Consider the following 23092-nt stretch of genomic DNA (forward strand, 5'->3'; position numbering starts at 1 on the left):
GATCGTGACGGCACAGTGCCGGTGTTTAGGCCAAAATTACAGGCGAGCGCGATTCTGCCGCATCACGCGACGTGCAGCCCACCATCTCTTTAACGCGAAGCCCTGTTTCGCGCCAGCATGCCCGTGAGCTAATCACAAATGACGGGTCAACCGATGAGCTGCTTTGCCAGGGCGCGACCTTGCTGGTCGGCAAGGGCAACGGCCGCGAGGTCCATCAGGCGCGTGCTTTCGATGTCATCAAGCACGCGCTCGCAGATCCGGGCAATGTCGAGAAACCCGATGGCGCCTTGTAAAAAGGCCTCGACGGCGACCTCGTTGGCAGCATTGAGCAGTGCGGGAGCGGTACCACCTGCTTCCAGGGCCGATCGAGCCAGGCGCAATGCTGGAAAACGTATCGGATCGGGCGGCTCGAATGTGAGATCGCCGATCTCGGCCAGGTCCAGCCTGGGCGCGCCCGTCGTCAAGCGTTCTGGCCATCCAAGCGTGGACGCGATCGGAATTCGCATGTCCGGAGATCCGAGCTGCGCCAGATGCGACCCGTCGACGAATCCCACCATGCTGTGAATGACCGATTGCGGATGAACCAGAACCTCGATCCTCGCCGGGGGCAGACCAAAAAGATGGTGCGCCTCGATGATCTCGAATCCCTTGTTCATCATGGTCGCACTATCGATGCTGATCTTTGCGCCCATCGACCAGACGGGATGCGCTAGAGCATCGCTTGGACGCACGTGCGCCATTTCAGCCAATGAGAGCTGCCGAAAGGGGCCACCTGAAGCTGTAAGGATGAGCTTCTCGACGCCCATGTCGGCGGCCCCATCGCTCTCGCCACGACTGCCAAGACATTGGAAGATTGCATTATGCTCCGAGTCAACGGGCAGGATAAGGCTGCCATGAGCATGCGCAGCCTTGATCATCAAATCTCCCGCGCAGACGATGCTCTCTTTATTGGCCAGCGCCACGAAACTCCCTTGGCGCAACGCGGCCATTGTGGGTTCCAGGCCTGCCGCACCGGTAATTGCCGACATGATCCAATCGGCCGGCAGGGCTGCCGCGGCGACAACCGCCTCCCTACCAGCTTCGACCTCGATGTCGGAGCCGGCAAGCAGACCCGACAACTCGGCCAGTCGGTCCGGGTTCGCAATAACCGCCCGTTTAGCACCCAACGCTAGCGCCAGCGCCGCCAACTCGGCTGCTCGATCGCCACCGACAATCGCCTGAACATCATAAAGGTCCGGTCGCTCGCGAAGGAGAGCGGCGGTGCTCCGACCAATCGATCCCGTTGCCCCCAGGATGGAAACTCGCCTCGGACGATCGGGGAAACGCGCCTCTGTTGCGGGCCCGGGCATCAGACAATCCATCCGTTAAGATAGAGCATGAAGCCCAGAGCAAAACACGGCGTGGCAAACAACAGCCCGTCAACCCGGTCCAGGACACCGCCATGCCCCGGCAGCAATCGTCCGCTATCCTTGACACCGGCTCGACGTTTCAGCGTTGATTCGAATAGGTCGCCGGCTTGGGCCAGCACCGCCAGGATGGCGGCCATGATGGCGCCGGGTAGAAAAGGATGCCCGGTCGCCGCCGACACGCTGCCACCGACAATCGCCGCAAAGACCATGCCGCCGCCGAGACCGGCCCAGGTCTTGGACGGACTGATCCTTGGCGCCAACTTTGGGCCGCCAATCGCGCGACCGGCAAAATAAGCACCCACATCCGTGGCCCAGATAACGACGAGCAGCCAGAGCACGGCATCTCTGCCATCAATGTCGACATTGCGCAGCCAGACGAGGCAGACGGCTGAAAGGCCGATATAGACGACACCGAACGCGCAGCGGTGAACGGAAAGTCCGGGAATAGCCGCAGCCAGACCCGCCGCGGCAACCATGCCTGCGCCGAGGGCGCCGAAGGCGAAGGCAGTTGCTCCCTCCATCATGAAAACGATGGCGGCAATAGGTGCAGCAGCCGTAATGAGCCGACTAATGCTTTGAGCTCTTGGTGTCTGCGGACGGGCCAGAACCGCCCACTCTTCCGCCATCAAGAGCACTGCAACGACGACGAAGATGGCAAAGAACCAGCCGCCGAGAAAGACGTCCGCCAGCGCGATTGCGGCTAGGACAGCGGCAGTCGCAACACGTTTCTTGAGGACTGGATCAAAACGATCAACGCGCGTCGACGCCATAACGCCTTTCGCGCCTTGCATAATCGGCCAACGCCAGTTCCAGGTCTTTCTCGCCGAAATCGGGCCAGCCGACATCAAGGAAGAGAAATTCAGTGTAGGCCATCTGCCAAAGAAGAAAATTGCTTATGCGGCGCTCGCCGCCCGTCCGGATGAGAAGATCAGGATCTGGCAGGCCGCTCGTATGCAGCGCCGATGCCAATGCGTCCTCATTGATCGCCGCTACATCAATCAGTCCCGCTGCTGCCCTTTGCGCCAGTTGTCGCGCGGCTCGGGCCAACTCGGCACGCGCTCCGTAATTCAACGCCACGACCAGATCCAGGCGGAGATTGCCGCGTGTCCGCTCTTCCGCTCGAGCGATCATGTCGAGAATATCGGGGTCAAAGCGTTCGCGTTCGCCGATCATGCGCACACGAACGCCGTTCTCGTGCAGTCGCTCGAGCTCGTTTCGCAGATAGTGGCGCATGAGGTTCATGAGCTCGCCCACTTCGTCACGCGGTCGACCCCAGTTCTCACTTGAGAACGCGTAGAGCGTGAGATAGCGAATGCCGCGGTCAGCGCAGGCCTCGACCGTGCGTTGTACCGCCTTGGCTCCCGCGCGATGACCAGCAGCGGCAGGAAGATGCCGCGCCTTCGCCCATCTGCGATTCCCATCCATGATGATCGCGAGATGGGTTGGCAGCCGACCCGTTCCCTGGGCGTCGACGGTCCCGATGAGCTTATTGTGCGCCACGCTAGCCGATCAAACCGTCAGAATGTCTTTTTCCTTGCCGGCAGCAAGCTCGTTAATACCACCAATCGTCTTATCCGTGAGTCCTTGGATCTCATCCGCCCAGAGCTTGTGCTCATCCTGGCTCAGATCCCCATCTTTCTCCATCTTCTTGAGCGCATCCATGGCATCGCGGCGTACATTACGAACGGCCACGCGCGCCTGCTCGGCATATTTATGCGCTACCTTGACGAGTTCGGTCCGCCGCTCCTGCGTCAGCTCCGGCAACGGAACCCTGATAAGGGTTCCTTCCGCCGCCGGATTGAGCCCAAGGCCAGCGCTGCGTATAGCCTTCTCCACCGCCTTCGCATTATTTCGGTCCCATACCTGGACGGAGAGCATGCGCGGCTCGGGCACATTGATCGTCGCGACTTGGTTGAGCGGCATGTCGGCGCCATAGACCTCGACCGTTATCGGGTCGAGCAAGCTGGCCGAAGCTCGTCCGGTACGAAGACCCTGCAATTCCTTGCGCAGCACCTCAACCGCACCTTCCATCCGCTTGCTGTAATCGTCGATCTTGACGTCGCCGTCACTCATTGTTGGCTCTCCTCGGCGATGATCGTATGCGGGCCCTCACCCTTGAGGACGCGGGCGAAAGCGCCTGGTGCATGGACCGAGAAGACGATGATCGGGATCTTGCTATCGCGCGCGAGCGAAATCGCCGACGCATCCATGACCTTCAGATCCTCGCTCAGCACCTGAAGATAGCCCAAGCGGTCATATCGCTTGGCGTTGGGATCTTTTTTGGGGTCGGCCGAATAAACGCCGTCGACCTGCGTGCCCTTGAGGAGCGCGTCACATCCCATCTCGGCGGCCCGCAGAGCGGCGCCCGTATCGGTGGTGAAGAACGGATTGCCCGTACCGGCGGCGAAAATCACGATCCGGCCTTTCTCAAGGTGGCGGATGGCGCGACGACGGATATAAGGCTCGCAAACAGCGGCCATGGGGATGGCCGACATGACGCGCGTGGGAATGCCTGTCTGCTGCTCGATGACGCTTTGGATCGCCAGGGCGTTGATGACCGTACCCAACATGCCCATGTAGTCGGCGGTCGTGCGCTCCACACCCGCCGACGCCAGCGTGCCACCGCGAATGATATTGCCGCCGCCAATCACGACCGTGAGTTGCACGCCCATCCTGTGGACTGCCGCGCATTCCTCGGCCAACTGCGAGAGCACCTTGCGATCATGTCCGAATTGACTGTCGCCCAGCAGGGCCTCGCCCGACATCTTAAGCAGAACGCGCTTGTAGCGCGTTTCGGCGGCGGCTGCGTACGACGTCATGGGAACTCCTCCTGGGCACCGCCCCTCGTCGACGGTGTTAAACGGATAGTCTGTCGGCGCACACCAAGCCACCCCTGGCGCGCGGTCCCGTTAAGGACAGGGCCGCGCGATCGCCTCAACCCTGGGTCAGCTTTGCGACTTCGCTGGCCAGATCCTGCTCTTCCTTTGCCAAACCCTCGCCCAGTGCCAAGCGGATGAAGCCGACAAGGGCCACCGGCGTGCCCAATTCCTTAGCGGCTGCCTCGACCACCTGCTTCACTCGCTTGTCGGTGTCGACGACAAAGACCTGCTCGAGAAGAACGGCTTCTTCGTAAAATTTGCGGATCCGGCCTTCGACCATCTTTTCAACGATGTTGTCGGGCTTTCCCGACGCCTTGGCCTGATCAGCGAAGATCGCGCGCTCGCGATCGACAAGAGTGGGGTCGATGCTGGCGATGTCGAGGGCCTGCGGATTGGCGGCCGCCACGTGCATCGCAATCTGCTTGCCGACTTCGGCGAGCCTCGCAGGGTCACCCTTTGACTGCAGCGCTACCAGAACGCCGATCTTGCCCAATCCCGGCGCCGCCTGGCTATGCATATAGCCGGCAACGACGCCTTCCTGAACGGCTAGATACGAAGTGCGGCGGACGGTAATGTTCTCGCCGATGACGCCGATCGCTTGCTGCGCCGCCTGCTCGACCGGAAGACCGGAGGACGGTATCGTCAGCGTCTTGAGCTTCTCGACATCGCCCTCGGCGCTCAAGGCCAGCGCCGTCACCTCACGGACCAGCGACTGAAACGTCTCGTTGCGTGCCACGAAGTCGGTCTCGGAATTCACCTCGACGAGGACGCCCTTGGGCCCTTCCAAGGCAAGCCCGATCAGGCCCTCCGCCGCGACGCGGCCGGCCTTCTTGGCGGCAGCAGCCAAGCCTTTCTTGCGCAACCAGTCGGTAGCGGCCTCGATGTCGCCGCCATTCTCCTCAAGCGCCTTCTTGCAATCCATCATCCCGGCGCCGGACTGCTCGCGAAGCTGCTTGACGAGGGCGGGAGTCACCTGAGCCATCTGCTCTCTGCCTTTTGAAAATCATAGTCATTACGCCCGCGAGGCGCGGGCGGCCGGTTATCCGCCATCGTAGCAAGACGACAGCTTGGACCGGCCTTGTGTTAATTCACTGAACGGCCGCGGCGGGTTCGGAGTCGCCGATATTGCTCTGCACCTCGGCGGGCTCATTGTCCAAGGCAGGCTCAGATTCCGCTTCTTCAGGGACGTCATCGAGCGGCTGCTCGATGGCACCGAGATCGACACCGGAAGCCACCATCTCGGCCTGAATACCGTCGAGAACGGCGCCCACAAGGAGGTCGCAATAAAGATTGATCGCCCGGCTGGCGTCGTCGTTGCCCGGGACCGGATAGCGGATGCTTTTCGGATTGCAGTTGCTGTCGACCACGGCCACGACCGGGATGTTCAGCTTCACCGCTTCCTGAATCGCGATCGACTCCTTGTTGGTGTCGATCACGACAATGATGTCGGGCAGGCCACCCATATCCTTGATGCCGCCGAGCGAGCGCTCCAGCTTCTCGCGTTCGCGATCCAGCTGCAGCAGCTCCTTCTTCGTCAGGCCGCCTTGGCCGCCCTCGGCTTTGGCCTCAAGATCACGCAGCCGCTTAATCGACAGCGAAATCGTCTTGTGATTGGTCAGCATACCACCCAGCCAGCGGTGGTTGACGTAGTACTGACCACATCGCGCCGCTGCCTGGGCAATCGGCTCTTGGGCCTGGCGCTTCGTACCGACGAAGAGCACGCGGCCGCCCGCCGCAACGACATCGCGCACGGCTTGCAGGGCGCGATGCAGCATCGGCACGGTCTGAGTAAGGTCCAGGATATGGACGCCGTTGCGGGTACCGTAGATGTAGGGAGCCATCTGCGGGTCCCAGCGGCGCGTCTGGTGACCGAAATGGACGCCTGCCTCGAGGAGCTGGCGCATGGTAAAGGTCGGAAAAGCCACGTCTTTCGTCCTTGATCCGGTTATTCCACCGCAGGCATTGAGCCCGGCAACGATCTCCATCTGGGATGATCGACGTCCGGACACCGGAAGGCGTGCAAAAGCAGCACGCATAAGCCCGCGTGAGAGGTGCGGCGGCTTTTACTCGCATTGTCTTGCAAGCGCAACCGCTAGCATTGACAGCGCCTGTTGGCGTCCTAGCCTGCCTTCGCCAGAGGAGAGCTCAATGCAGTATGCCGACATATCCGCCGAACTGCTCGAACGCGTAAGGGCGCGCGCGCCGCTCGTTCAATGCATCACGAATTTCGTGGCGATGGATATCGCAGCCAATCTGGTTCTGGCGATTGGTGCATCTCCCGCCATGGTCCACGCAAAAGAAGAAGTCGAGGAATTTGCCGCGATCGCCTCTGCCCTGACGATCAATATCGGCACTATCGCGCCTGAGTGGGTGGAAGGCATGTCACTGGCGGCAAGCACCGCCAGTCGGATCGGCCTGCCGTGGGTCCTGGATCCGGTCGCCTGCGGCGCCACACGCTGGCGCACACAGGTGGCGCGTGAACTGGCGGCCAAGAGGCCTACGCTCATTCGCGGCAATGCGTCGGAGATCCTGGCTCTTCAGGCCGATAGGGAGACGACGACCCGCGGCGTCGATTCGACCGATCCGGTCGAACGTGCCCAGACAGCTGCCCGGGCCCTGGCAAAGACGTACGGCGCCATCGTAGCCGTAACGGGTGCTACCGACTTTGTCACCGATGGCTCCCGCGAGTTGGGTATAGAAGGCGGCGATCCGCTGATGACGAAGGTAACGGCTCTGGGGTGCTCACTCACCGCCGTAAGCGGCGCCTTCCTCGCAGTGGGCGATTCCGCCTTCGAGTCTACGGTGGCGGCGCTCGCGAGCTTCAAGATCGCCGGCAGCCGATCGGCCTTGAACTGCCCGGGTCCGGGGACCCTTCGCTGGCGTATGGCTGACGAGTTGCACCGGCTGGATGCCGCGGCGATGCGAAGCGAAGCCCGCCTACTAAGCTATGCCTGATGCGCAGCCTGCGAGATGCGCTCAATGCAGCGTGATGTCGCGAATTTCCCGTACGCCGGGATGTCGCTCAACATCCGCCCGCCTCTGATAGGGCAGGGCATACGTCTCCGGCAGGTTGAGCGTGATCTCCTCGCCTTCCTCCACGATCACGAGCCTGATGCGCGCTCCAGCACCGCTAGTATTGAGTAGCGGTTTGAGGCGCAGCGCTGATTCCGTATCGACCAACCGGATTTCGATCGAGGTAGGCCCGCGTCGATCGACCAAACCATCCAGTTTTTCCATGCGCAGGACGCTCAGCTTGACGTTCTCGCCGTCCAGGCGAGCATCGACTTCCACCAGCAGGGGGTCACGTGATTCCAGCAACTCACGCGACTGTGCCAGTGCCTCGTTGAAGAGCATAACCTCGAACTGCCCAGACGGGTCGGAAAGCTGCGCAAAGGCGAAGCGCGAGCGCTCGGTGACACGCTCCTGCTTGCCCAGCACGACACCGGCAAGCTTGATCCGCGTGCGCTCGGCAAAGCCCAGCGCATGGCGCAACTCGGCGGCAGGTGTAATGCGCAAGCGCTCGAGGGCAGACCTGTAGCTGTCGAGCGGATGAGCCGACATATAAAAGCCGATAGCCTCCATCTCGTATTGCAGCCGCTCCATAGCGGGCCAGTCTTCGGTCTCCGGCAGGGTCGGTTTAGGCGGTAGCGCCTGTTCGCCGCTCCCGAACATATTCCATTGCCCGCTAACCGCCGCTTCCTGACAGGCCGCAGCCCAACGGAAGGCGGAATCGATCGCGAGCATCGACCGCTTGCGGTTGGCATCGAGGCCGTCCAACGCGCCCGCCTTGATCAGGGCTTCCAAAATCCGCCGGTTGAGCGTCTTCGTGCCGACACGGCGAACGAGATCAAAGATGTTGCCGAACGATTCTCCGTCGACACGCTCTCTCACAAGCTCTTCCATGGCATGCAGGCCGACCCCCTTGATCGCCGCCAAAGCGAAGCGGACGGCAGGCTTGCCGTCCGAGCGGTCCTCGACGGCGAATTTAGGCTGTGAGAAATCGACATCGGGCGGCAGCAGCTCTAATCCGCGGCTTTGCATCTCCTGGCGAAAGGCCGCCAGCTTCTCTTGGCTGGCCATTTCGGTCGTCATTGCCGCCGCATAGAACTCGACGCCGTGATTGGCTTTCAGATAGGCCGTATGGTAGGCGAGCAGCGCGTAGGCGGCCGCATGGCTCTTGTTGAAGCCGTAGGATGCGAATTTGGCTACGGCATCGAAAATCGTGTTGGCTAGATCATCAGCGATGCCGTTACCCGCGGCTCCCTTGACGAAGACCTCGCGCTGCGCATCCATTTCCGCCTTAATCTTCTTGCCCATCGCGCGACGCAGAAGATCGGCGCCTCCCAGCGAATACCCGGCCAGCTGCTTGGCGATCTCCATCACCTGTTCCTGGTAGATAATGACGCCATTCGTCTCCGAAAGGATCGGTTCCAGGAGCGGGTGCAGATAGGCGGGCTCTTCGAGTTTGTGCTTCACCGCAGTGTAGCGTGGAATATTGTCCATCGGTCCCGGGCGGTAGAGCGACACCATCGCGATGATGTCCTCAAAACAGTCGGGCTTGAGCTTTCGCAGCGCGTCGCGCATGCCTCCCGATTCCAGCTGGAAGACGCCCGTCGTTTCCGCCTTGGCAAGCAAACGGTAGGATTCGGGATCGTCTAATTCGAGGGCGGAAAGATCGAGGTCGATCCCCCTTGCATGGACGATTTCTTCGGCAAACCGGAGCAGGGTTAGGGTCGAGAGCCCAAGAAAGTCGAATTTGACGAGGCCGGCCTTCTCGACATCCTTCATGTTGAACTGCGTGGCTGGCAACTGTGCGCGCGGATCTTGATAGAGCGGCACCAGTTCATCGAGCGGCCTGTCGCCAATCACCACGCCCGCGGCGTGGGTGGAAGCGTTACGCGGCAATCCCTCCAGCTGGCGCGCGATGTCCATCATGCGGGCGATGTTCTCATCTTCGCGCATCGCCTCCTTGAGCCGTGGCTCCATCTCCAGGGCCTGCGTAAGATTAATCGGATTGGCGGGATTTTGCGGCACGAGCTTGCAGATGCGGTCGACCATGCCGAAGGGCAGCCCCATGACCCGCCCGACATCGCGCAGCGCGGCGCGCGCCTGAAGCGTGCCGAACGTGATGATCTGAGCCACCCGGTCAGCACCGTAGCGATCGCGAACGTAGGCAATCACTTCGCCTCGCCGCTCTTCGCAAAAATCAATATCGAAGTCCGGCATCGAGACACGCTCGGGATTGAGGAAGCGCTCAAAGAGCAGTCCGAAACGGAGTGGGTCCAAATCGGTGATCTCGAGGCTCCAGGCGACGACCGAGCCCGCACCTGAGCCGCGCCCCGGACCCACAGGTATTCCCTGGCTCTTCGCCCATTTGATGAAGTCCGAGACGATCAGGAAGTATCCAGGAAACTTCATCTGGCTGATCACGTCGAGCTCATAGGCGAGACGCTGGTGATAGGGTCGTGCGGCCTTCTCCCTAGACGCTCCGTCCATGTCTTTTACGAAGACAGCCTGCCTGAGGCGCTTCTCCAAGCCTTCCGTCGCCTGTCGCCGCATCTCTGCATCCTCGTCGGCGGCAAAGGTCGGAAGGATCGGCTTCCGTTCAGGTGCCGCATAGGCACAGCGTCGGGCGACGACCAAGGTGTTGGCGATCGCCTCGGGGAGATCGGCAAATAACGCCGCCATTTCCTCGGCTGACTTGAACCTGTGATCAACCGTTACCCGCCGGCGATTTTGGTCGTGCAGCGTCGTACCCTGGCCTAGTGCGAGGAGCACGTCATGGGCCTCATGCATCTGGGCGGCGATGAAATGGACGTCGTTTGTCGCCACGAGCGGAATCTCGTGCCGATAGGCGAGTTCCAGCAGTTCGCCCTCGACCTCATCCTCCTGCGGCAAGCCATGCCGCTGGAGTTCGATGTAGAGCCGATCCCCGAAGATGGCCTTTAGCGCCACCGTCAGCCTGTCCGCATAGGCGCCTTCCCCTCGCAGAAGAGCCTGGCCAATGGGTCCAGCGCTCCCTCCCGTCAGGCAGATCAAGCCTTCGCTGAGGCTCTCCAGCCTCTCGATGCTAAAGCGCAAACCCTGCGTCGGATCGGACTCGAGATAAGCTTGGCTCAGTAGCTTTGAGAGATTGCGATAGCCCTGCTCATCCTTGACCAGAAGCACGATCGGCTCGGCTGGCGGTTCCTTAGTCGTCGTCCGCGGCCGCTCATCGAGGAAAGCCAAGGCGATCGTCGTGCCAAGGATCGGCTGCACGCCCGCTTTCGTCATGGAGGAACTGAACTGCATGGCGCCGAAGAGATTGGCGCTATCAGTAAGGGCTACCGCAGGCATCCGCAGCCCCACACAGGACTTGGCCAAATCATCGAACTTCACAGCACCTTCGAGCAGCGAAAAGCCCGAACGTACGCGAAGATGGACGAAGGATGCGTAAGCCATGAGGACCTGGACTGATAGGGACCGGGGTTGAGTGTCGCGTCAGACCAGCGTGGGATCAACCACCAGGGTGGAGATCGCGCTCCGATCGACGAACAGGCGTAACTTTGCACGGACTCATGCCCGAGAAACAATCGGCTGCATCGAAGCAGCGAGCTATTTAAGCATTCCTACCCCATGGCCGGCCGCCCTGGCCATCTTATATCAAAGTTTCGACTATTGGGCTGACTCGGAGATGGAGCGCTGTGCCATGAGCCTTGTCGTTGCCGACTTTGATCATCTCGTTTTGAACGTGACCGATGTCGAGGCATCGGCCCGATGGTATGAAGATGTCCTCGGCATGAGGCGAGAGGAATTTCAAGGTGGAGACGGGCCGCGCCTCGCGCTGAAATTTGGTCGACGCAAGATCAATCTCAGACCGGCTGACGCCAGTCAGAAGGATTGGTTTACGGCGAGCGAAGCCCGGCCCGGGTCGGCGGATCTCTGCTTCCTGACATCAACCTCTCCGGCCGAAGTCATGACGCATCTGCGTACTTTAGGTGTCTCGATAGAAGCCGGACCGACCAAGAAACAGGGAGCGCTGGGCACGCTTGATTCCATCTATTGCCGAGACCCGGACGGCAGCCTGATCGAGATCGCCTCCTATGCCGGCCATCCGGTCGTTCGGCGCTAAGATCAGCTCAGGTGGCGCCCGAGACATCGGCACGTGACCGCATAAGCGGCTGAATACGCTGGCCGAACTGGTCCATGCCGATCAAAAACTCATCGAAAGTCAGCATGAGCCCCTTGGTGCCCGGCACGGTCGCAGCCTCGTCCAGCAGACGGGCGACGGTGGCATAGGAGCCAACGATTGTCCCCATATTGAAGTTCACCGCTCCCTCCGGCAGATTCATGTGAGTTGCCGTGGAATGTACGCTCGCGGTGCTGTCGGTGGCGCTTTGCGCCGCCATCCAGGCGAGCGCGTCCAGATCGGCGCCCGCTCGATAACTCTGCCACTTCGCCATCGCCGCGTCGTCTGTCTCGTCGGCAATCACCATAAAAAGCGCATAGGTGCCGACGTCACGCCCTGTCTTTGCCGCAGCACGCATTAGCCGGGCCGGCACATCTGAATGTGCCGTGGGCGTATTCACGCCTTTGCCGAAACAGAAATTATAGTTGCCGTAAGTTGCGACGAACTCCATGCCCCGATCGCTCTGACCTGCGCCCACGATTTCGGGCATGCGGACAGGGCGAGGGCTCAGCCGGCAATCGTCCATCCGGAAATAGCTGCCCTTGAAATCGGAGCGGCCCTCCGACCAGAGCTCGTTCATAACGCGAACATATTCCGAGGCGTAATCGTAACGATAGCGAAAATAGTCGTCGCCGGGCCAAAGACCCATCTGCGAGTATTCCGCCACGTGCCAGCCAGAGACGATGTTGACGCCAAAACGCCCCGGAGCGATCGAATCGATCGTCACAGCCTGCCGCGCGATCAAGGCAGGCGGGCATGTGGGAATCGCCACTGAGGCAAACAGCTTGATCTTGCTAGTAACGGCAGCGATGCCAGCCATCAGCGTGAACGAATCGAGCGCGTGGTCCCAAAACTCGCTCTCCCCGCCAAAGCCACGCAACTTCACCATCGAAAGCGCGAAATTCATGCCATAGGCTTCGGCCTTCTGGACTACCCGACGATTGAGATCGAAGCTCGGCATATATTGCGGCGATGTCTTCGAGATCAACCACCCATTATTGGCTATAGGAATAAAGACGCCGACATCCATGACCAATCTCCGACCTGAACCTTTGAACGAGGGGAGCAAAGATCATGCCGGTGCAGAAGACGAATGCTATCGCCCTATGGTTGAAATGAATCGCATCGACGGACCTCAAGAAGACAAGTTGATGACAAGAAGTTCAAGGTGACGTAGATAGCGCTGGAAACAACTCCTGTACTCGCCAAAGATCAAAATCCTGCTGTCTGGGATCACGATGGGATCGTCTCAATGACTAGCGTTTCTGCTGAGACGCTTCTTGATGGCAACGCGCCGCTCGTTGGCGGAGCCAACGTGCCCACTGTGTCAAAATCGGCCGTCGTCGTCGCAGGCGAACTCTATTTCAAACCGGCTCCCATAGAGGCCGAATGGATCGTCGAGGGTCAGCCGCTTGCCCAATCGGCCATTGTCAGCGGCAGCACCGATGGGATGGGTCACACCATGGTCTGGGAGTGCACGGCCGGCACATTCGACTGGCACTTTCATTTTGAGGAAACGATCCGCGTCCTGTCCGGAGAGGTCATCGTCACCGACGAGGATGGCCGAGTACATCGATTGAGCGCGGGCGACACAGCCTTCTTTCGTGGCGGCAGCCGCGCCCGCTGGCACATCCCTGATCACCTCCGCAAACTAGCATTTAACCGTCGCGTGCCACCCTCAGCCATTGTCCAAGCTTGGCGCGCGATTCTCGGCTACAGATTGATCATGCGCGCCGTTATGAAGCGCCTGGGCCCGGCACTCGAATCGCCGGCTACTCAGATGATACTCATTTCAGGCGCGGCCATACTGTTCTAAGGCCCACTCCTCTCAGCTAGCCTGAGCGAGTTGCAGCGCTGCACGTAGCAGGACGTTCGCACCTGCTTCCGCTTCATGCGGCTCGATGCTCTCTTCTTCATTGTGACTAAGGCCGTCCTTGCAGGGACAAAAGATCATGGCCGTAGGCACATGGCGAGCGGTGTAGCAACTGTCGTGGCCTGGGCCACTCACCATATCCTTGTGGCCATAACCCAACTCATCCGCCGCCTGCCGGATTGCAGCGACGCATGTCGCGTCGAATTGCACGGGTGGAAAATACCAAGTCTGATCGAGCTCGAAGGCTATCTCATCGCGCTCGCATGCAGCCTCGATGGAAGCACGAATCTCTCTGTCCAGAGTCTCGATCACCTCTTCCTGCGGATGCCGCACGTCGATCGAGAATTTGACCAGGCTCGGTATGACGTTCCGGCTGCCCGGCTCGATATCAATCTGACCGACCGTGATCACGGCGTGGGGTGCATGACGCCTGGCGATCTGATCGAGATCCGCGATCACACGCGAAGCTGCTACCAGGGCGTCCTTGCGCCGTGGCATCGGCGTCGAACCGGCATGGCTATCCTTGCCGTGTATCCTGCACTCGTACCAGCGAATCCCCTGGCCACCGACGACCACACCGATTGGCAACCGCTCCGCCTCGAGGATCGGCCCCTGCTCGATATGAAACTCCAGATGGCATTTCCATTTCTGGGGTTCGCAGGGCAGAGCGCCCCTATAGCCGATGCGCTCGAGTTCCTCGCCGAACTTGAATCCCTGGCGGTCCGCGCTCGCATAAGCCCATTCTTTGGTGAAAGCGCCCGCCCATACGCCCGATGCCATCATGGCCGGGGCGAAGCGGCCACCCTCTTCATTGGTCCAGTTGACGACCATGATCGGGTGGTCATGCTCGTAACCTGTGTCCTGAAGCGTACGCAAAATTTCGACGCCCGACAGCACGCCCAGCACCCCATCGAACTTGCCACCCGTCGGCTGCGTGTCCAGGTGGCTGCCAATGACCACTGGCGGCAGGTCGGCCCGCCGCCCGGGCTTGAGCGCCATCATGTTGCCCATTTCGTCGATGGTTACCGTGCAACCGGCCGCCTCGACCCATTTCCGGAACAAGGCCCGCCCCTGCGCATCGAGATCGGTGACCGTCTGCCGGTTGCAACCTCCCTTGGGCGTACCGCCGATCTTGGCCATTTCCATAAGCGACTCCCACAGCCGCTCTTTATCCACCTTCATGTTGCTGCCGGGCAGATTCATGACCGATTTCCTCGATAGATGGGACGAAACCTGCCCCTCTTACTCGGTGGTGGCCAGATTGTCTGGATGGCGCGGGTGATTTTTCCAGGTCAGATAAGGTGCGCTTGTCGGGACGGGTACCATTGCAATGCACCCTTCGACCGGACAGACATGCTGGCAGAGATTGCAACCGACGCACTCGGCCTCGATAACCTCGTAGTACCGCCGACCCTCGAGCCTGCTAGCAGCAATGGCCTGATGCGACGTGTCCTCACAGGCTATGTGGCAAAGACCGCATTTGATGCAAAGATCCTGATCGATCCGGGCTTTGGTGACAAAATTCATGTCCAATTCGCCCCACTCGACATAGTTGGGCGTAGCCATTCCCTTGAATGCATCCAAGGTCGCATAGCCTTTGGCATCCATCCAGTGGCTAAGGCCTGAGATCATGTCCCCCACGATCTTGAACCCGTAATGCATGGCTGCGGTGCAGACCTGTATCGAGCCGCTGCCCAAGGCAATGAACTCAGCGGCATCGCGCCAAGTCTCAATGCCACCAATGCCCGAGATCGGCAGCTTACCGCACGTGTCGCGGGCAATTTCCGCCACCATCCCAAGGGCGATCGGCTTCACAGCCGGCCCGCAATAGCCGCCATGCGTGCCCTTGCCGTTTACCATGGGCATTGGCGCCATCAGGTCGAGGTCGACGCCGGTGATCGAGTTTACGGTATTGATCAAGGCGACGCCGTCTGCGCCGCCAAGCTGCGCGGCGCGCATGGGAGCAAGGATGTTCGTGACGTTCGGCGTAAGCTTCACGAACACGGGCATGCGCGTGTGGGCTTTGCACCAGCGCGTCACCATCTCGATATATTCTGGCACCTGACCGACCGCCGAGCCCATGCCTCTCTCGGACATGCCGTGCGGACAGCCGAAATTCAACTCAACGGCGTCGGCGCCCGTCTGCTCGACGCGCTTTAGGATGCGTTGCCAGGACGCCTCCTCGCAAGGCACCATCAGTGACACAATGAGGGCGCGATCCGGCCAGTTTCGCTTTACCTCCGTGATCTCTCGCAAATTGATTTCGAGCGGGCGATCCGTGATGAGCTCGATATTGTTGAATCCCGCCATGCGTTGGCCGCGATAGCCTATAGCACCGTAACGTGAACTGACATTGACGACGGGCGGGTCTTCACCGAGCGTTTTCCAAACCACCCCGCCCCAGCCAGCTTTAAAGGCACGCTCGACGTTATATTGCTTGTCCGTTGGAGGAGCCGATGCCAGCCAGAATGGATTTGGCGAGCGCACGCCCGCGATGTTGCACGAGATGTCGGCCATGGCGGCGTCCTCTCAAGGCTGCAGATAGTTGTGGATGGCGGCTGCGGCGCGTTTGCCGTCCTCGACCGCGACCACAGTCAGATCCTGGTCGCGGGAAACACAGTCGCCACCGGCAAAAACTCCGATGATGGAGGTTGCAAACTCGGAATCGATCCGGATCTTAGTTTCTACAAGGGGGCTCGACGTCGTTGGGAAAGCACCTCTATCGAGGGTCTGGCCGATAGCTTTGAAAAGCTGATCGGCCGGCAAGAGGAACCGCTCTTCTCCTATAACAAGCTTACCCCCCGGATCGGTCTCCGTCGTGGCGAATTCGACTCCGGTCAACCGCCCATCCTTTCCGTGCAAGGCCACGGGAGCGGCCCAATGGCGAATGGTGCAGCCATTGATCTGCGCCAGTTCCTGCTCGAACGATGTGGCCGACATCTCCGCTGATCCGCGGCGATAGGCGATGGTCACATTGACGGCACCCAATCGCTTGGCCTGAATCGCGATGTCGATCGCGGTATTGCCCCCGCCGATAACGACGACGTCCTCTCCGACCTCCAGTTTGCTTAGATCATCCGCCTGACGCAGCGCGGCGATATATGCGACGGCGTCCTCGACCCCCGCGAGATCCTCGTTCGGCAAACCCAGCCTGTTGGCAGCACCGAGGCCGATCGCTAAAAAGACCGCATCATGTCCCCGCAGCAATTCCGGCAGATCGAAATCCCGCCCCAGCATCAAGCCATGCCGGATCTCAATCCCTCCTAGGCTCATTAGATAGGCGATCTCGCGCTGCGCGAAATCATGCGGGACTTTATAGGCGGCGATACCGTATTCATTGAGGCCGCCAGCCTTGGCCCGTTGCTCGAAGATGATCACATCGTGTCCGAGGCGGCTGAGGTGATGGGCACAAGCAAGGCCTGCCGGTCCGGCACCTACGACTGCCACGCGCTTTCCCGACGGCGACGCTCGGACGAAAGGCTGAATGCTTCGATCCATCAGCCAATCGGTGGCGTAGCGCTGCAACGCACCGATCTTGACCGGTTTGCCGTTCCGACCATGCCAAACGCAGGCCCCCTCGCAAAGAATCTCTGTCGGGCAAACACGTGCGCATGAGCCACCTAGAATGTTGGCTCCCAATATCGTCCTGCCCGCGCCCTCGACATTGCCAGTCTGGATCCCACGGATGAAACCTGGAATATCGATGCCCGTGGGACACGCCTCGAGGCAGGGCGCATCGTGACAGAAATAGCAGCGATCTGCCTCGACCACGGCTTCTTGGACGGTGAAAGGTGGATGGAGATCGTCGAAATTCCGCTCGTATGTCTCCTTTTGCAGTCGTCCCCCACGAACACGCGACGACAGCTTCTCACCAGGCTCACCAGCCAGCAAAGACTCAACCTCGGCAACGTTCACGCTCATGACACGCACCATCCTGACCCGGGCAAAACCGCCACGGATATGGTCAATCTACCATTGGAATGGCCCCGATTTTTCTTATCTAACGAGCGTAGGAATAACCTGACCATATGGTCAAGATTTTAAATAATCCAATGAATGAGGATTCCTCTGTCAGATCGGTCCTTCGCGGTGGCCAGCGCATTCGCGCCCGCAATGAAGCGCGCCTCATCAATGCGGCCATCCAGGTTTTCGCAGACCGGGGACTTGAGGGTGCAACGACGGCCAGAATTGCCGAAACCGCCGGATTACCGAAGGCCAATCTTTATTATTATTTTGCCAGCAAGGAGACGATCTATCGGCGTGCCGTGCTCGGTATCCTGGAGAAATGGCTAGACGCCTTTAATGCCTTGAGCCCCGACGACGATCCGGCCCTAGCTATCGCCGATTATGTCCGCGCCAAGATGACGGCCAGCTTCAACCATCCAGCAGAATCGCGCCTCTTCGCTCGCGAACTCCTTAGCGGGGCACCGATCGTCAAGCATTATCTCGAGACGGAACTCCGAGACTGGGTCGCCCGAAAGTCGGTCATCATCAAGGCCTGGAGCGATAAAGGCCTCATGGCGCCTGTCTCGCCGCCCCATCTTTTCTTCATCATCTGGGCTGCGACGCAGACATTCGCTGACTTCTCCGTCCAAATCGATTGTGTCCTCGGACCGGAAGACCGATCAAGCCGGCAAGAAATCGCTACCGACGAGATCGTCAGCTTCGTACTCCGCGCATGCGGTCTGGGCGGTTGAGCGATTTCCTCTTCCCATCCTGCCAAGCGCTACTTGTGAGCGAGAGCTTCTTGTCGTTGCAGAATGCCTGCCAAGTCGACTCGAATGGCTTCAAAGACCTGGCGATAAGCCTGGGCGGAGCTCCGCTCAATTACTGCTTCGAGGCCGATACCTGCGAAGTCGTGCTGGCTGTCCCCACCTTTGCCAGGATAAACCTTGTGAAGGAGTTGCTTCCGATCGGGCCCGAACAGCTTTGCATCGACCTGGAGATCGATGACGCCATCGGTGAATTTGAAGCTGGGTATCTCAAGGACGAGTGTTAGACGCTGTTGTCCGGAATCAGGTGTCGCGAAGCTGTCCTTGAGCACGTAGTGGCCAAACATGGCTCCGAGGTCGTGATCCGCTGCCTGTCGAAGCATGACGCCGGGTTGCGCATAATAGGCCCTGAGGCCAGCTGTGAATGACCCCTTGATCGGGTAAATGCCTTGCTGCGTAGCAGCATCGATCACCGCCACCAGCGCATCGCCGGGCGCGGTCTTCTGCACCGGGTAGTCCAAGGGCGCGAGGGCCAGATCGTCTGAGCAGCCCGCCATGAAGAGCAAGGCAGAAAGAGCCAGATAGACGATCTTGCGCATTGAATACCTCCTAGCCGTGGCTGGACGAGGCAAAATTGGATAGCGGCTGCAGGGGCAAACACCACAGGGAAGCGACGCTCGACGCGCCGAAGCAATATCGATTATATACCGGATGATCGCCGAAACGCCATCCGACGGTCGGTATCACCCGTTTACGCGAAACGGACGACAACGCGCCTTCGAGCGAAGGCAATCGTACTGCCGGCTACCCAAATCCTAAGCTTTCGAAGGGTTTGGTGGGCGCACAAGGACTCGAACCTTGGACCCGCTGATTAAGAGTCAGCTGCTCTACCAACTGAGCTATGCGCCCGGCGAGCGGGGACATACCGGGGATGAGGACGAGCCGTCAAGCCTGCCACCGCGTTTTGCACCATGGCACAGCCGTCCTCTGGCAAACGCGATAGCGCTTATGTGAGGCCCCCCGGCCAGACGGGAAGGCAACGTGACGACAGGCCGGACGTTTGTCATACAGGCATGAAAACCCATGCTCGGTTCGCAAAGGAGCGCGCATAATGGATCGCAATCGCGTCGAAGGCACAGCCAAGGACGTCAAGGGCAAGATCAACGAAGCTGTCGGCAAGCTCACCGGTAACGACCGTCTCCGGGCCGAGGGAAAGACCGATCAAGTCGCGGGCAAGGCCCAAGGTGCCCTGGGCAAAAGCAAGGATGCCGTGAAGGCCGCGGTCAAACATTGACGGCCGGGGAGCTTGTCTAGCCATACAGGCTCCCACTCCAGCTTTCTAGTGAGGCCGCTCGCTCATGAGGTAGGCAACGGCATTGGCTAATGCCTCGCGCGTGAATGGCTTCGCGAGGGCTACTGCCTCGAGGTCGTCGGTAACAGCCAGCGGCGTCGCAGTAACATAAAGGACCGGAACGTGCGAATGGAGCTGCCTTATCCGGCGTGCGGCTTCGACCCCATTACCTTGCTTTAGATGGATATCGACGGTCAGTAGCGCCGGCCGTCTGGCGACGGCAGAGGCGATAGCCTCTGCTTGCGTGGCCGCGATACTGAAGGTCGTGAGCCCCATCTCGCCAAGCAAGGCGACCATGGTCGAGGCGACCAGTCTTTCATCTTCAATAATCAGCGCGTGGGGCATGGGAGAAAGAGCTTGGTTGATTCGGTCGCGAGCTCGCATTTAGCGATACGAATACCGAATGTCACCGCGGCTTACGAAAATTTGAAGAGTCCCTGGTTTCTTCGCTGGCCGCCATGCGCATCGAGGTATCTACAATGCCCGGGCGCGGATAACACTGCGGATGGAAAAATTTGAATGGATGCGCGCGACGCCGGGCATGCGTGACAGCTGCTCGGTGTGAATACGCTCGTAGTGGGCCGCATCCCTGACCTCGACCCGCAACAGATAGTCGGCCATCCCACTCATCAGGTAACATTCTCCCACCTCGGGGCATCGCCGGACCGCAGCTTCGAACCGAAGAAGCGAATCCTCGGTTTGCCGCTCCAAGGTAATTTGAACGATGATCACCGTTACCGCCTCTGCACCGGGTTCATCGATCATCGCCGTGTAGCCGCGAATGACCTTGTTGCGTTCGAGCGTGCGCAGACGACGCAGACACGCCGATGGCGACAGGCCAACGACATCAGCCAGTTTCGCATTGCTGATACGCGCGTCCTGCCGCAATTCGCGTAAAATTCGCCGATCGATGTCGTCAACAACAGTCATGCAATTTCCACTCAAGAAACACAATTAAGTTCGATATAAGGACGTTTTTCGCAATATGTTTTCCACTATGAAAGGAAATTAGTCGATCATGCCTTTATCCTTACCCCTGCGCCGATGATCGGCGTAGGGGTTGGACGAAGGTGCCATCGGTGAGCAACAAATTGATGGAACTGACGGCTGCCGAAATCGACGCAGCAGCGGGCGCTGTCTTGACGGTCGACCTTGATGCCGTCGTTGCCAATTACCGGCTGCTGACACGTATGCTCGGGGGCCGGCGATGCGCCGCCGTTGTCAAAGCAGATGCTTACGGCCTGGGTGCCGAGCCTGTCGCCCGCAAGTTGCAAGCCGCGGGCTGCAGACATTTTTTTGTTGCACATTTGACGGAAGCCTTGAGTCTTCGTCCTGTGCTGGACAAGACGAACAACATCTTCGTTTTGAATGGTCTCAATCCCGGCAGCGAGATTCATGCCGTCCGTCACAACATTACCCCTGTTCTGAACAGCATTGAGCAGTTGCACGCTTGGCGCCAGCAGGCGATGCTTTCCTACCGGACCCTTCCAGCTGTGTTGCAACTCGACACGGGCATGTCGAGACTTGGCCTTTCGCAATCGGAACTCGACTCGCTCATCGCTTCGCCGCACTACCTTGAAGGCATCGATCTGCAGTTTGTCATGAGCCATCTCGCATGCGCCGACGAACCCGATCATCCAGCGAATCGTATGCAGCTTGAGAATTTCGTCTCAATGCGCCGGCACCTTCCCGCGATCCCTGCATCCTTCGCCAATTCAGCCGGCATATTTTTAGGCTCCGCCTACCAAGCCGACCTAGGGCGACCTGGCATCGCCCTGTATGGAGCCCATCCTGGCGCCAACCGATCGACACCGCTCTCTCCCGCCGTGAAGCTCGAGGCCAAAATCGTGCAGCTACGCGAGATCGAAGCGGGCGCAGGGGTCGGTTACGGGCATGCCTTTATCAGCAGCAAGGCTACACGCCTTGCGACCATCAGCGTCGGCTATGCTGACGGATGGATGCGAAGCTTGAGCGGTCGAGGATGCGCTTTTCTGGACGACCAGCCTCTGCCGATCGTCGGGCGCGTATCAATGGACAGCATGACATTGGACGTGTCGATGGTGCCCCCCAGCAAACTGCGGCCGGGCGCCCTTGTTGAACTTATCGGCCCGCACCAGAGCGTTGATGATATCGCCGCACATGCAGGTACGATCGGCTACGAGATCTTAACGGGACTCGGAACGCGGTATGCCCGCCGCTACCGAGGCATTGGCTCGGATGAGGCCACGGCACGGACGCCGGGCGCCATGGAGCGAACGGAGATTGCGCGATGAAGATACTTGTTCTTGGAGGCGGCGTCGTCGGCGTTACGACTGCCTATTATCTCGCGCGCGCCGGTCACGAGGTCGAACTTGTAGATCGCCAGCCTATGGCTGCCCAGGAAACCAGCTTTGCGAATGCGGGCCAGGTTTCGCCGGGCTATGCCTCGCCCTGGGCGGCTCCTGGAGTGCCGCTCAAAGCGATCAAATGGCTCATGATGAAGCACGGCCCGCTTGTGGTTCGCCCTCAAGCCGACAACCACATGTGGGCCTGGCTCGCGCAGATGCTTCGCAACTGCACTGCCGAGCGCTATGCGACGAACAAGGCTCGCATGGTGCGTATCGCGGAATATAGCCGGGATGTCCTAAAACAGCTCCGAGCGGATACCGGCATCCGCTACGATGATCGCGCCCAGGGAACGCTCCAACTGTTCCGCACGCAATCGCAACTTGATCACGCCGGCTCCGACATAGAAGTCCTCAAGCAGTATGGCGTGCCCTACGAGGTTTTGGATGCGCAGGAATGCGCGAATGTCGAACCGGCGCTCAAGCCCGTTACCGATAAGATCGCAGGCGGGCTCCGACTTCCTGGCGACGAAACTGGGGATTGTCATATCTTCACGCGCGAGTTGGCAACGCTGGCAACCGCGATCGGTGTCAATTTTTCCTGGAACACGTCGATCCAGCATCTGAACGTCGCGGGCGACAAGATAGCGGGCGTGGTCACCGACCGCGGCGTGCTCAAGGCCGACTGCTACGTCGTCGCACTGGGAAGCTTCTCGCCGTTCCTCCTCCGCCCGCTGGGCCTTGATATTCCAGTCTATCCGGTCAAAGGCTACTCGCTCACCTTGCCGATCATTGATCCCGACTCAGCGCCGGTCTCCACGGTCATGGACGAAACCTACAAGATCGCCATCACCCGCCTGGGCGATAGGATCCGCGTCGGCGGTACAGCTGAAGTGAGCGACTATAAAATCCGGTTAAGCGAATCCAGGCGCGCAACGCTGGCTCACTCGGTCACCGACCTCTTTCCCAAAGGTGGGGATGTGAGTGCGGCGACTTTCTGGTCGGGCCTCCGGCCGATGACGCCGGATGGCACACCGATCATCGGCCCGACCAAATATGACAATCTTCACCTTAATACCGGCCATGGTACGTTGGGCTGGACAATGGCTTGTGGCTCGGCACGGGTGATGGCCGACCTGATCTCCGGACGCTCGCCGGAGATCGATACGCGCGATCTGGCCATGGACCGGTATGGTGGCTCATTTGCCGTGCGAAGTCGCAGCTCCGCCAGCAACCTGCAAAAGGCTTGACGTCGGGGCGTTGCCAGCATCCCCCTCCTCCGCTATCAACGCGTCATCTGCGGGTGTAGTTCAATGGTAGAACGGCAGCTTCCCAAGCTGCATACGAGGGTTCGATTCCCTTCACCCGCTCCAATG

At 60.0% G+C, this 23092-nt stretch carries 22 protein-coding genes and 2 tRNA genes; 8 read left to right on the plus strand and 16 right to left on the minus strand.

Going from position 1 to position 23092, the window contains the following annotated elements; all coding sequences use genetic code 11:
• Positions 1-146: 146 nt before the first annotated feature.
• From dxr to rpsB, 7 genes are all read right to left on the minus strand, one after another.
• On the minus strand, positions 147-1349 hold the full coding sequence (gene dxr, locus CFB17_RS10065) for a 1-deoxy-D-xylulose-5-phosphate reductoisomerase (protein WP_088561415.1): 1203 nt from the start codon (positions 1347-1349) through the stop codon (positions 147-149).
• Positions 1349-2179 carry a phosphatidate cytidylyltransferase gene (locus CFB17_RS10070; RefSeq protein ID WP_088561416.1) on the minus strand — a complete coding sequence of 277 codons (831 nt, stop codon included), beginning with the start codon at positions 2177-2179 and terminating at the stop codon, positions 1349-1351. Before CFB17_RS10070 ends, dxr begins: the two co-directional genes overlap by 1 nt.
• Positions 2160-2834 (minus strand): polyprenyl diphosphate synthase, encoded by a 675-nt coding sequence (gene uppS, locus CFB17_RS10075; protein WP_088561561.1) that lies wholly within the window; start codon positions 2832-2834, stop codon positions 2160-2162. Before uppS ends, CFB17_RS10070 begins: the two co-directional genes overlap by 20 nt.
• An 84-nt stretch (positions 2835-2918) precedes the next feature.
• Positions 2919-3482 (minus strand): ribosome recycling factor, encoded by a 564-nt coding sequence (gene frr / locus CFB17_RS10080; RefSeq protein WP_088561417.1) that lies wholly within the window; start codon positions 3480-3482, stop codon positions 2919-2921.
• Complete coding sequence (gene pyrH / locus CFB17_RS10085) at positions 3479-4228, minus strand: UMP kinase (protein ID WP_088561418.1); 750 nt, start codon at positions 4226-4228, stop codon at positions 3479-3481. The genes frr and pyrH overlap by 4 nt, the downstream gene beginning before the upstream one ends.
• 115 nt (positions 4229-4343) lie before the next feature.
• Positions 4344-5270: a translation elongation factor Ts gene (gene tsf, locus CFB17_RS10090; protein WP_088561419.1), complete on the minus strand. Its 927-nt coding sequence runs from the start codon at positions 5268-5270 to the stop codon at positions 4344-4346.
• Positions 5271-5376: 106 nt separating this feature from the next.
• Entirely contained in the window at positions 5377-6213 is an 837-nt protein-coding gene (rpsB, locus tag CFB17_RS10095; RefSeq protein WP_088561562.1) for a 30S ribosomal protein S2, read from the minus strand.
• 223 nt (positions 6214-6436) lie between these two features.
• Between rpsB and thiM the strand changes: the two genes are divergently transcribed.
• Positions 6437-7243, plus strand: a complete 807-nt coding sequence (gene thiM, locus CFB17_RS10100; protein WP_088561420.1) for a hydroxyethylthiazole kinase — start codon at positions 6437-6439, stop codon at positions 7241-7243.
• Positions 7244-7264: 21 nt separating this feature from the next.
• On the opposite strand, the gene dnaE is transcribed toward thiM, so the two are convergent.
• On the minus strand, positions 7265-10729 hold the full coding sequence (gene dnaE / locus CFB17_RS10105; protein ID WP_088561421.1) for a DNA polymerase III subunit alpha: 3465 nt from the start codon (positions 10727-10729) through the stop codon (positions 7265-7267).
• Between the two features lie 67 nt (positions 10730-10796).
• Here dnaE and CFB17_RS10110 point away from each other — a divergent pair, with 67 nt between their 5' ends.
• Entirely contained in the window at positions 10797-11399 is a 603-nt protein-coding gene (locus tag CFB17_RS10110; protein ID WP_322112135.1) for a VOC family protein, read from the plus strand.
• A 7-nt stretch (positions 11400-11406) separates the two neighbouring features.
• Here CFB17_RS10110 and rutA read toward each other — a convergent pair whose 3' ends face one another.
• Positions 11407-12486 (minus strand): pyrimidine utilization protein A, encoded by a 1080-nt coding sequence (rutA, locus tag CFB17_RS10115; protein WP_088561422.1) that lies wholly within the window; start codon positions 12484-12486, stop codon positions 11407-11409.
• 222 nt (positions 12487-12708) lie between these two features.
• Here rutA and CFB17_RS10120 point away from each other — a divergent pair, with 222 nt between their 5' ends.
• Entirely contained in the window at positions 12709-13272 is a 564-nt protein-coding gene (locus CFB17_RS10120; RefSeq protein WP_088561423.1) for a cupin domain-containing protein, read from the plus strand.
• A gap of 12 nt (positions 13273-13284) precedes the next feature.
• On the opposite strand, the gene CFB17_RS10125 is transcribed toward CFB17_RS10120, so the two are convergent.
• From CFB17_RS10125 to CFB17_RS10135, 3 genes are read right to left on the minus strand one after another with little or no spacing between them, the layout of a single operon-like run.
• Entirely contained in the window at positions 13285-14532 is a 1248-nt protein-coding gene (locus tag CFB17_RS10125; protein ID WP_088561424.1) for a Zn-dependent hydrolase, read from the minus strand.
• Positions 14533-14571: 39 nt separating this feature from the next.
• Positions 14572-15846 carry an NAD-dependent dihydropyrimidine dehydrogenase subunit PreA gene (gene preA / locus CFB17_RS10130; protein WP_088561425.1) on the minus strand — a complete coding sequence of 425 codons (1275 nt, stop codon included), beginning with the start codon at positions 15844-15846 and terminating at the stop codon, positions 14572-14574.
• A 12-nt stretch (positions 15847-15858) separates the two neighbouring features.
• A complete protein-coding gene (locus tag CFB17_RS10135; RefSeq protein ID WP_088561426.1) occupies positions 15859-17250 on the minus strand; it encodes an NAD(P)-dependent oxidoreductase in 1392 nt (463 codons plus the stop codon).
• Positions 17251-17357: 107 nt separating this feature from the next.
• Here CFB17_RS10135 and CFB17_RS10140 point away from each other — a divergent pair, with 107 nt between their 5' ends.
• Complete coding sequence (locus tag CFB17_RS10140) at positions 17358-18026, plus strand: TetR family transcriptional regulator C-terminal domain-containing protein (protein ID WP_088561427.1); 669 nt, start codon at positions 17358-17360, stop codon at positions 18024-18026.
• 29 nt (positions 18027-18055) lie between these two features.
• On the opposite strand, the gene CFB17_RS10145 is transcribed toward CFB17_RS10140, so the two are convergent.
• Together CFB17_RS10145 and CFB17_RS10150 are read right to left on the minus strand one after the other, a co-directional pair.
• On the minus strand, positions 18056-18640 hold the full coding sequence (locus CFB17_RS10145; protein WP_088561428.1) for a hypothetical protein: 585 nt from the start codon (positions 18638-18640) through the stop codon (positions 18056-18058).
• Positions 18641-18874: 234 nt separating this feature from the next.
• Positions 18875-18950 (minus strand) — tRNA-Lys (locus tag CFB17_RS10150).
• A 202-nt stretch (positions 18951-19152) separates the two neighbouring features.
• Between CFB17_RS10150 and CFB17_RS10155 the strand changes: the two genes are divergently transcribed.
• Entirely contained in the window at positions 19153-19335 is a 183-nt protein-coding gene (locus CFB17_RS10155; protein ID WP_088561429.1) for a CsbD family protein, read from the plus strand.
• A gap of 45 nt (positions 19336-19380) precedes the next feature.
• Here the strand turns inward: CFB17_RS10155 and CFB17_RS10160 are convergent, their stop codons facing one another.
• Positions 19381-19737, minus strand: coding sequence for a response regulator (locus CFB17_RS10160; protein WP_165769542.1), 357 nt, complete (start codon positions 19735-19737; stop codon positions 19381-19383).
• 129 nt (positions 19738-19866) lie between these two features.
• Positions 19867-20322, minus strand: a complete 456-nt coding sequence (locus tag CFB17_RS10165; protein ID WP_088561431.1) for an Lrp/AsnC family transcriptional regulator — start codon at positions 20320-20322, stop codon at positions 19867-19869.
• Positions 20323-20471: 149 nt separating this feature from the next.
• Between CFB17_RS10165 and alr the strand changes: the two genes are divergently transcribed.
• From alr to CFB17_RS10180, 3 genes are all read left to right on the plus strand, one after another.
• Complete coding sequence (gene alr, locus CFB17_RS10170) at positions 20472-21665, plus strand: alanine racemase (protein ID WP_088561432.1); 1194 nt, start codon at positions 20472-20474, stop codon at positions 21663-21665.
• Positions 21662-22966, plus strand: coding sequence for a D-amino acid dehydrogenase (locus CFB17_RS10175; RefSeq protein ID WP_088561433.1), 1305 nt, complete (start codon positions 21662-21664; stop codon positions 22964-22966). The genes alr and CFB17_RS10175 overlap by 4 nt, the downstream gene beginning before the upstream one ends.
• Positions 22967-23015: 49 nt before the next feature.
• A tRNA-Gly gene (locus tag CFB17_RS10180) sits at positions 23016-23089 on the plus strand.
• Positions 23090-23092: the final 3 nt, after the last annotated feature.

The sequence above is a fragment of the Arboricoccus pini genome, from assembly GCF_900187945.1.
Taxonomy (GTDB): Bacteria; Pseudomonadota; Alphaproteobacteria; order Geminicoccales; family Geminicoccaceae; genus Arboricoccus; species Arboricoccus pini.

Bases quoted from the DNA above. Each gene is read 5' to 3' on its own strand.
- dxr (WP_088561415.1), bottom strand. From the start codon at position 1,349: ATGCCCGGGCCCGCAACAGAGGCGCGTTTCCCCGATCGTCCGAGGCGA.
- CFB17_RS10070 (WP_088561416.1), bottom strand. From the start codon at position 2,179: ATGGCGTCGACGCGCGTTGATCGTTTTGATCCAGTCCTCAAGAAACGT.
- uppS (WP_088561561.1), bottom strand. From the start codon at position 2,834: ATGGATGGGAATCGCAGATGGGCGAAGGCGCGGCATCTTCCTGCCGCT.
- frr (WP_088561417.1), bottom strand. From the start codon at position 3,482: ATGAGTGACGGCGACGTCAAGATCGACGATTACAGCAAGCGGATGGAA.
- pyrH (WP_088561418.1), bottom strand. From the start codon at position 4,228: ATGACGTCGTACGCAGCCGCCGCCGAAACGCGCTACAAGCGCGTTCTG.
- tsf (WP_088561419.1), bottom strand. From the start codon at position 5,270: ATGGCTCAGGTGACTCCCGCCCTCGTCAAGCAGCTTCGCGAGCAGTCC.
- thiM (WP_088561420.1), top strand. From the start codon at position 6,437: ATGCAGTATGCCGACATATCCGCCGAACTGCTCGAACGCGTAAGGGCG.
- dnaE (WP_088561421.1), bottom strand. From the start codon at position 10,729: ATGGCTTACGCATCCTTCGTCCATCTTCGCGTACGTTCGGGCTTTTCG.
- rutA (WP_088561422.1), bottom strand. From the start codon at position 12,486: ATGGATGTCGGCGTCTTTATTCCTATAGCCAATAATGGGTGGTTGATC.
- CFB17_RS10120 (WP_088561423.1), top strand. From the start codon at position 12,709: ATGACTAGCGTTTCTGCTGAGACGCTTCTTGATGGCAACGCGCCGCTC.
- CFB17_RS10125 (WP_088561424.1), bottom strand. From the start codon at position 14,532: ATGAATCTGCCCGGCAGCAACATGAAGGTGGATAAAGAGCGGCTGTGG.
- preA (WP_088561425.1), bottom strand. From the start codon at position 15,846: ATGGCCGACATCTCGTGCAACATCGCGGGCGTGCGCTCGCCAAATCCA.
- CFB17_RS10135 (WP_088561426.1), bottom strand. From the start codon at position 17,250: ATGAGCGTGAACGTTGCCGAGGTTGAGTCTTTGCTGGCTGGTGAGCCT.
- CFB17_RS10140 (WP_088561427.1), top strand. From the start codon at position 17,358: ATGGTCAAGATTTTAAATAATCCAATGAATGAGGATTCCTCTGTCAGA.
- CFB17_RS10145 (WP_088561428.1), bottom strand. From the start codon at position 18,640: ATGCGCAAGATCGTCTATCTGGCTCTTTCTGCCTTGCTCTTCATGGCG.
- CFB17_RS10155 (WP_088561429.1), top strand. From the start codon at position 19,153: ATGGATCGCAATCGCGTCGAAGGCACAGCCAAGGACGTCAAGGGCAAG.
- CFB17_RS10160 (WP_165769542.1), bottom strand. From the start codon at position 19,737: ATGCCCCACGCGCTGATTATTGAAGATGAAAGACTGGTCGCCTCGACC.
- CFB17_RS10165 (WP_088561431.1), bottom strand. From the start codon at position 20,322: ATGACTGTTGTTGACGACATCGATCGGCGAATTTTACGCGAATTGCGG.
- CFB17_RS10175 (WP_088561433.1), top strand. From the start codon at position 21,662: ATGAAGATACTTGTTCTTGGAGGCGGCGTCGTCGGCGTTACGACTGCC.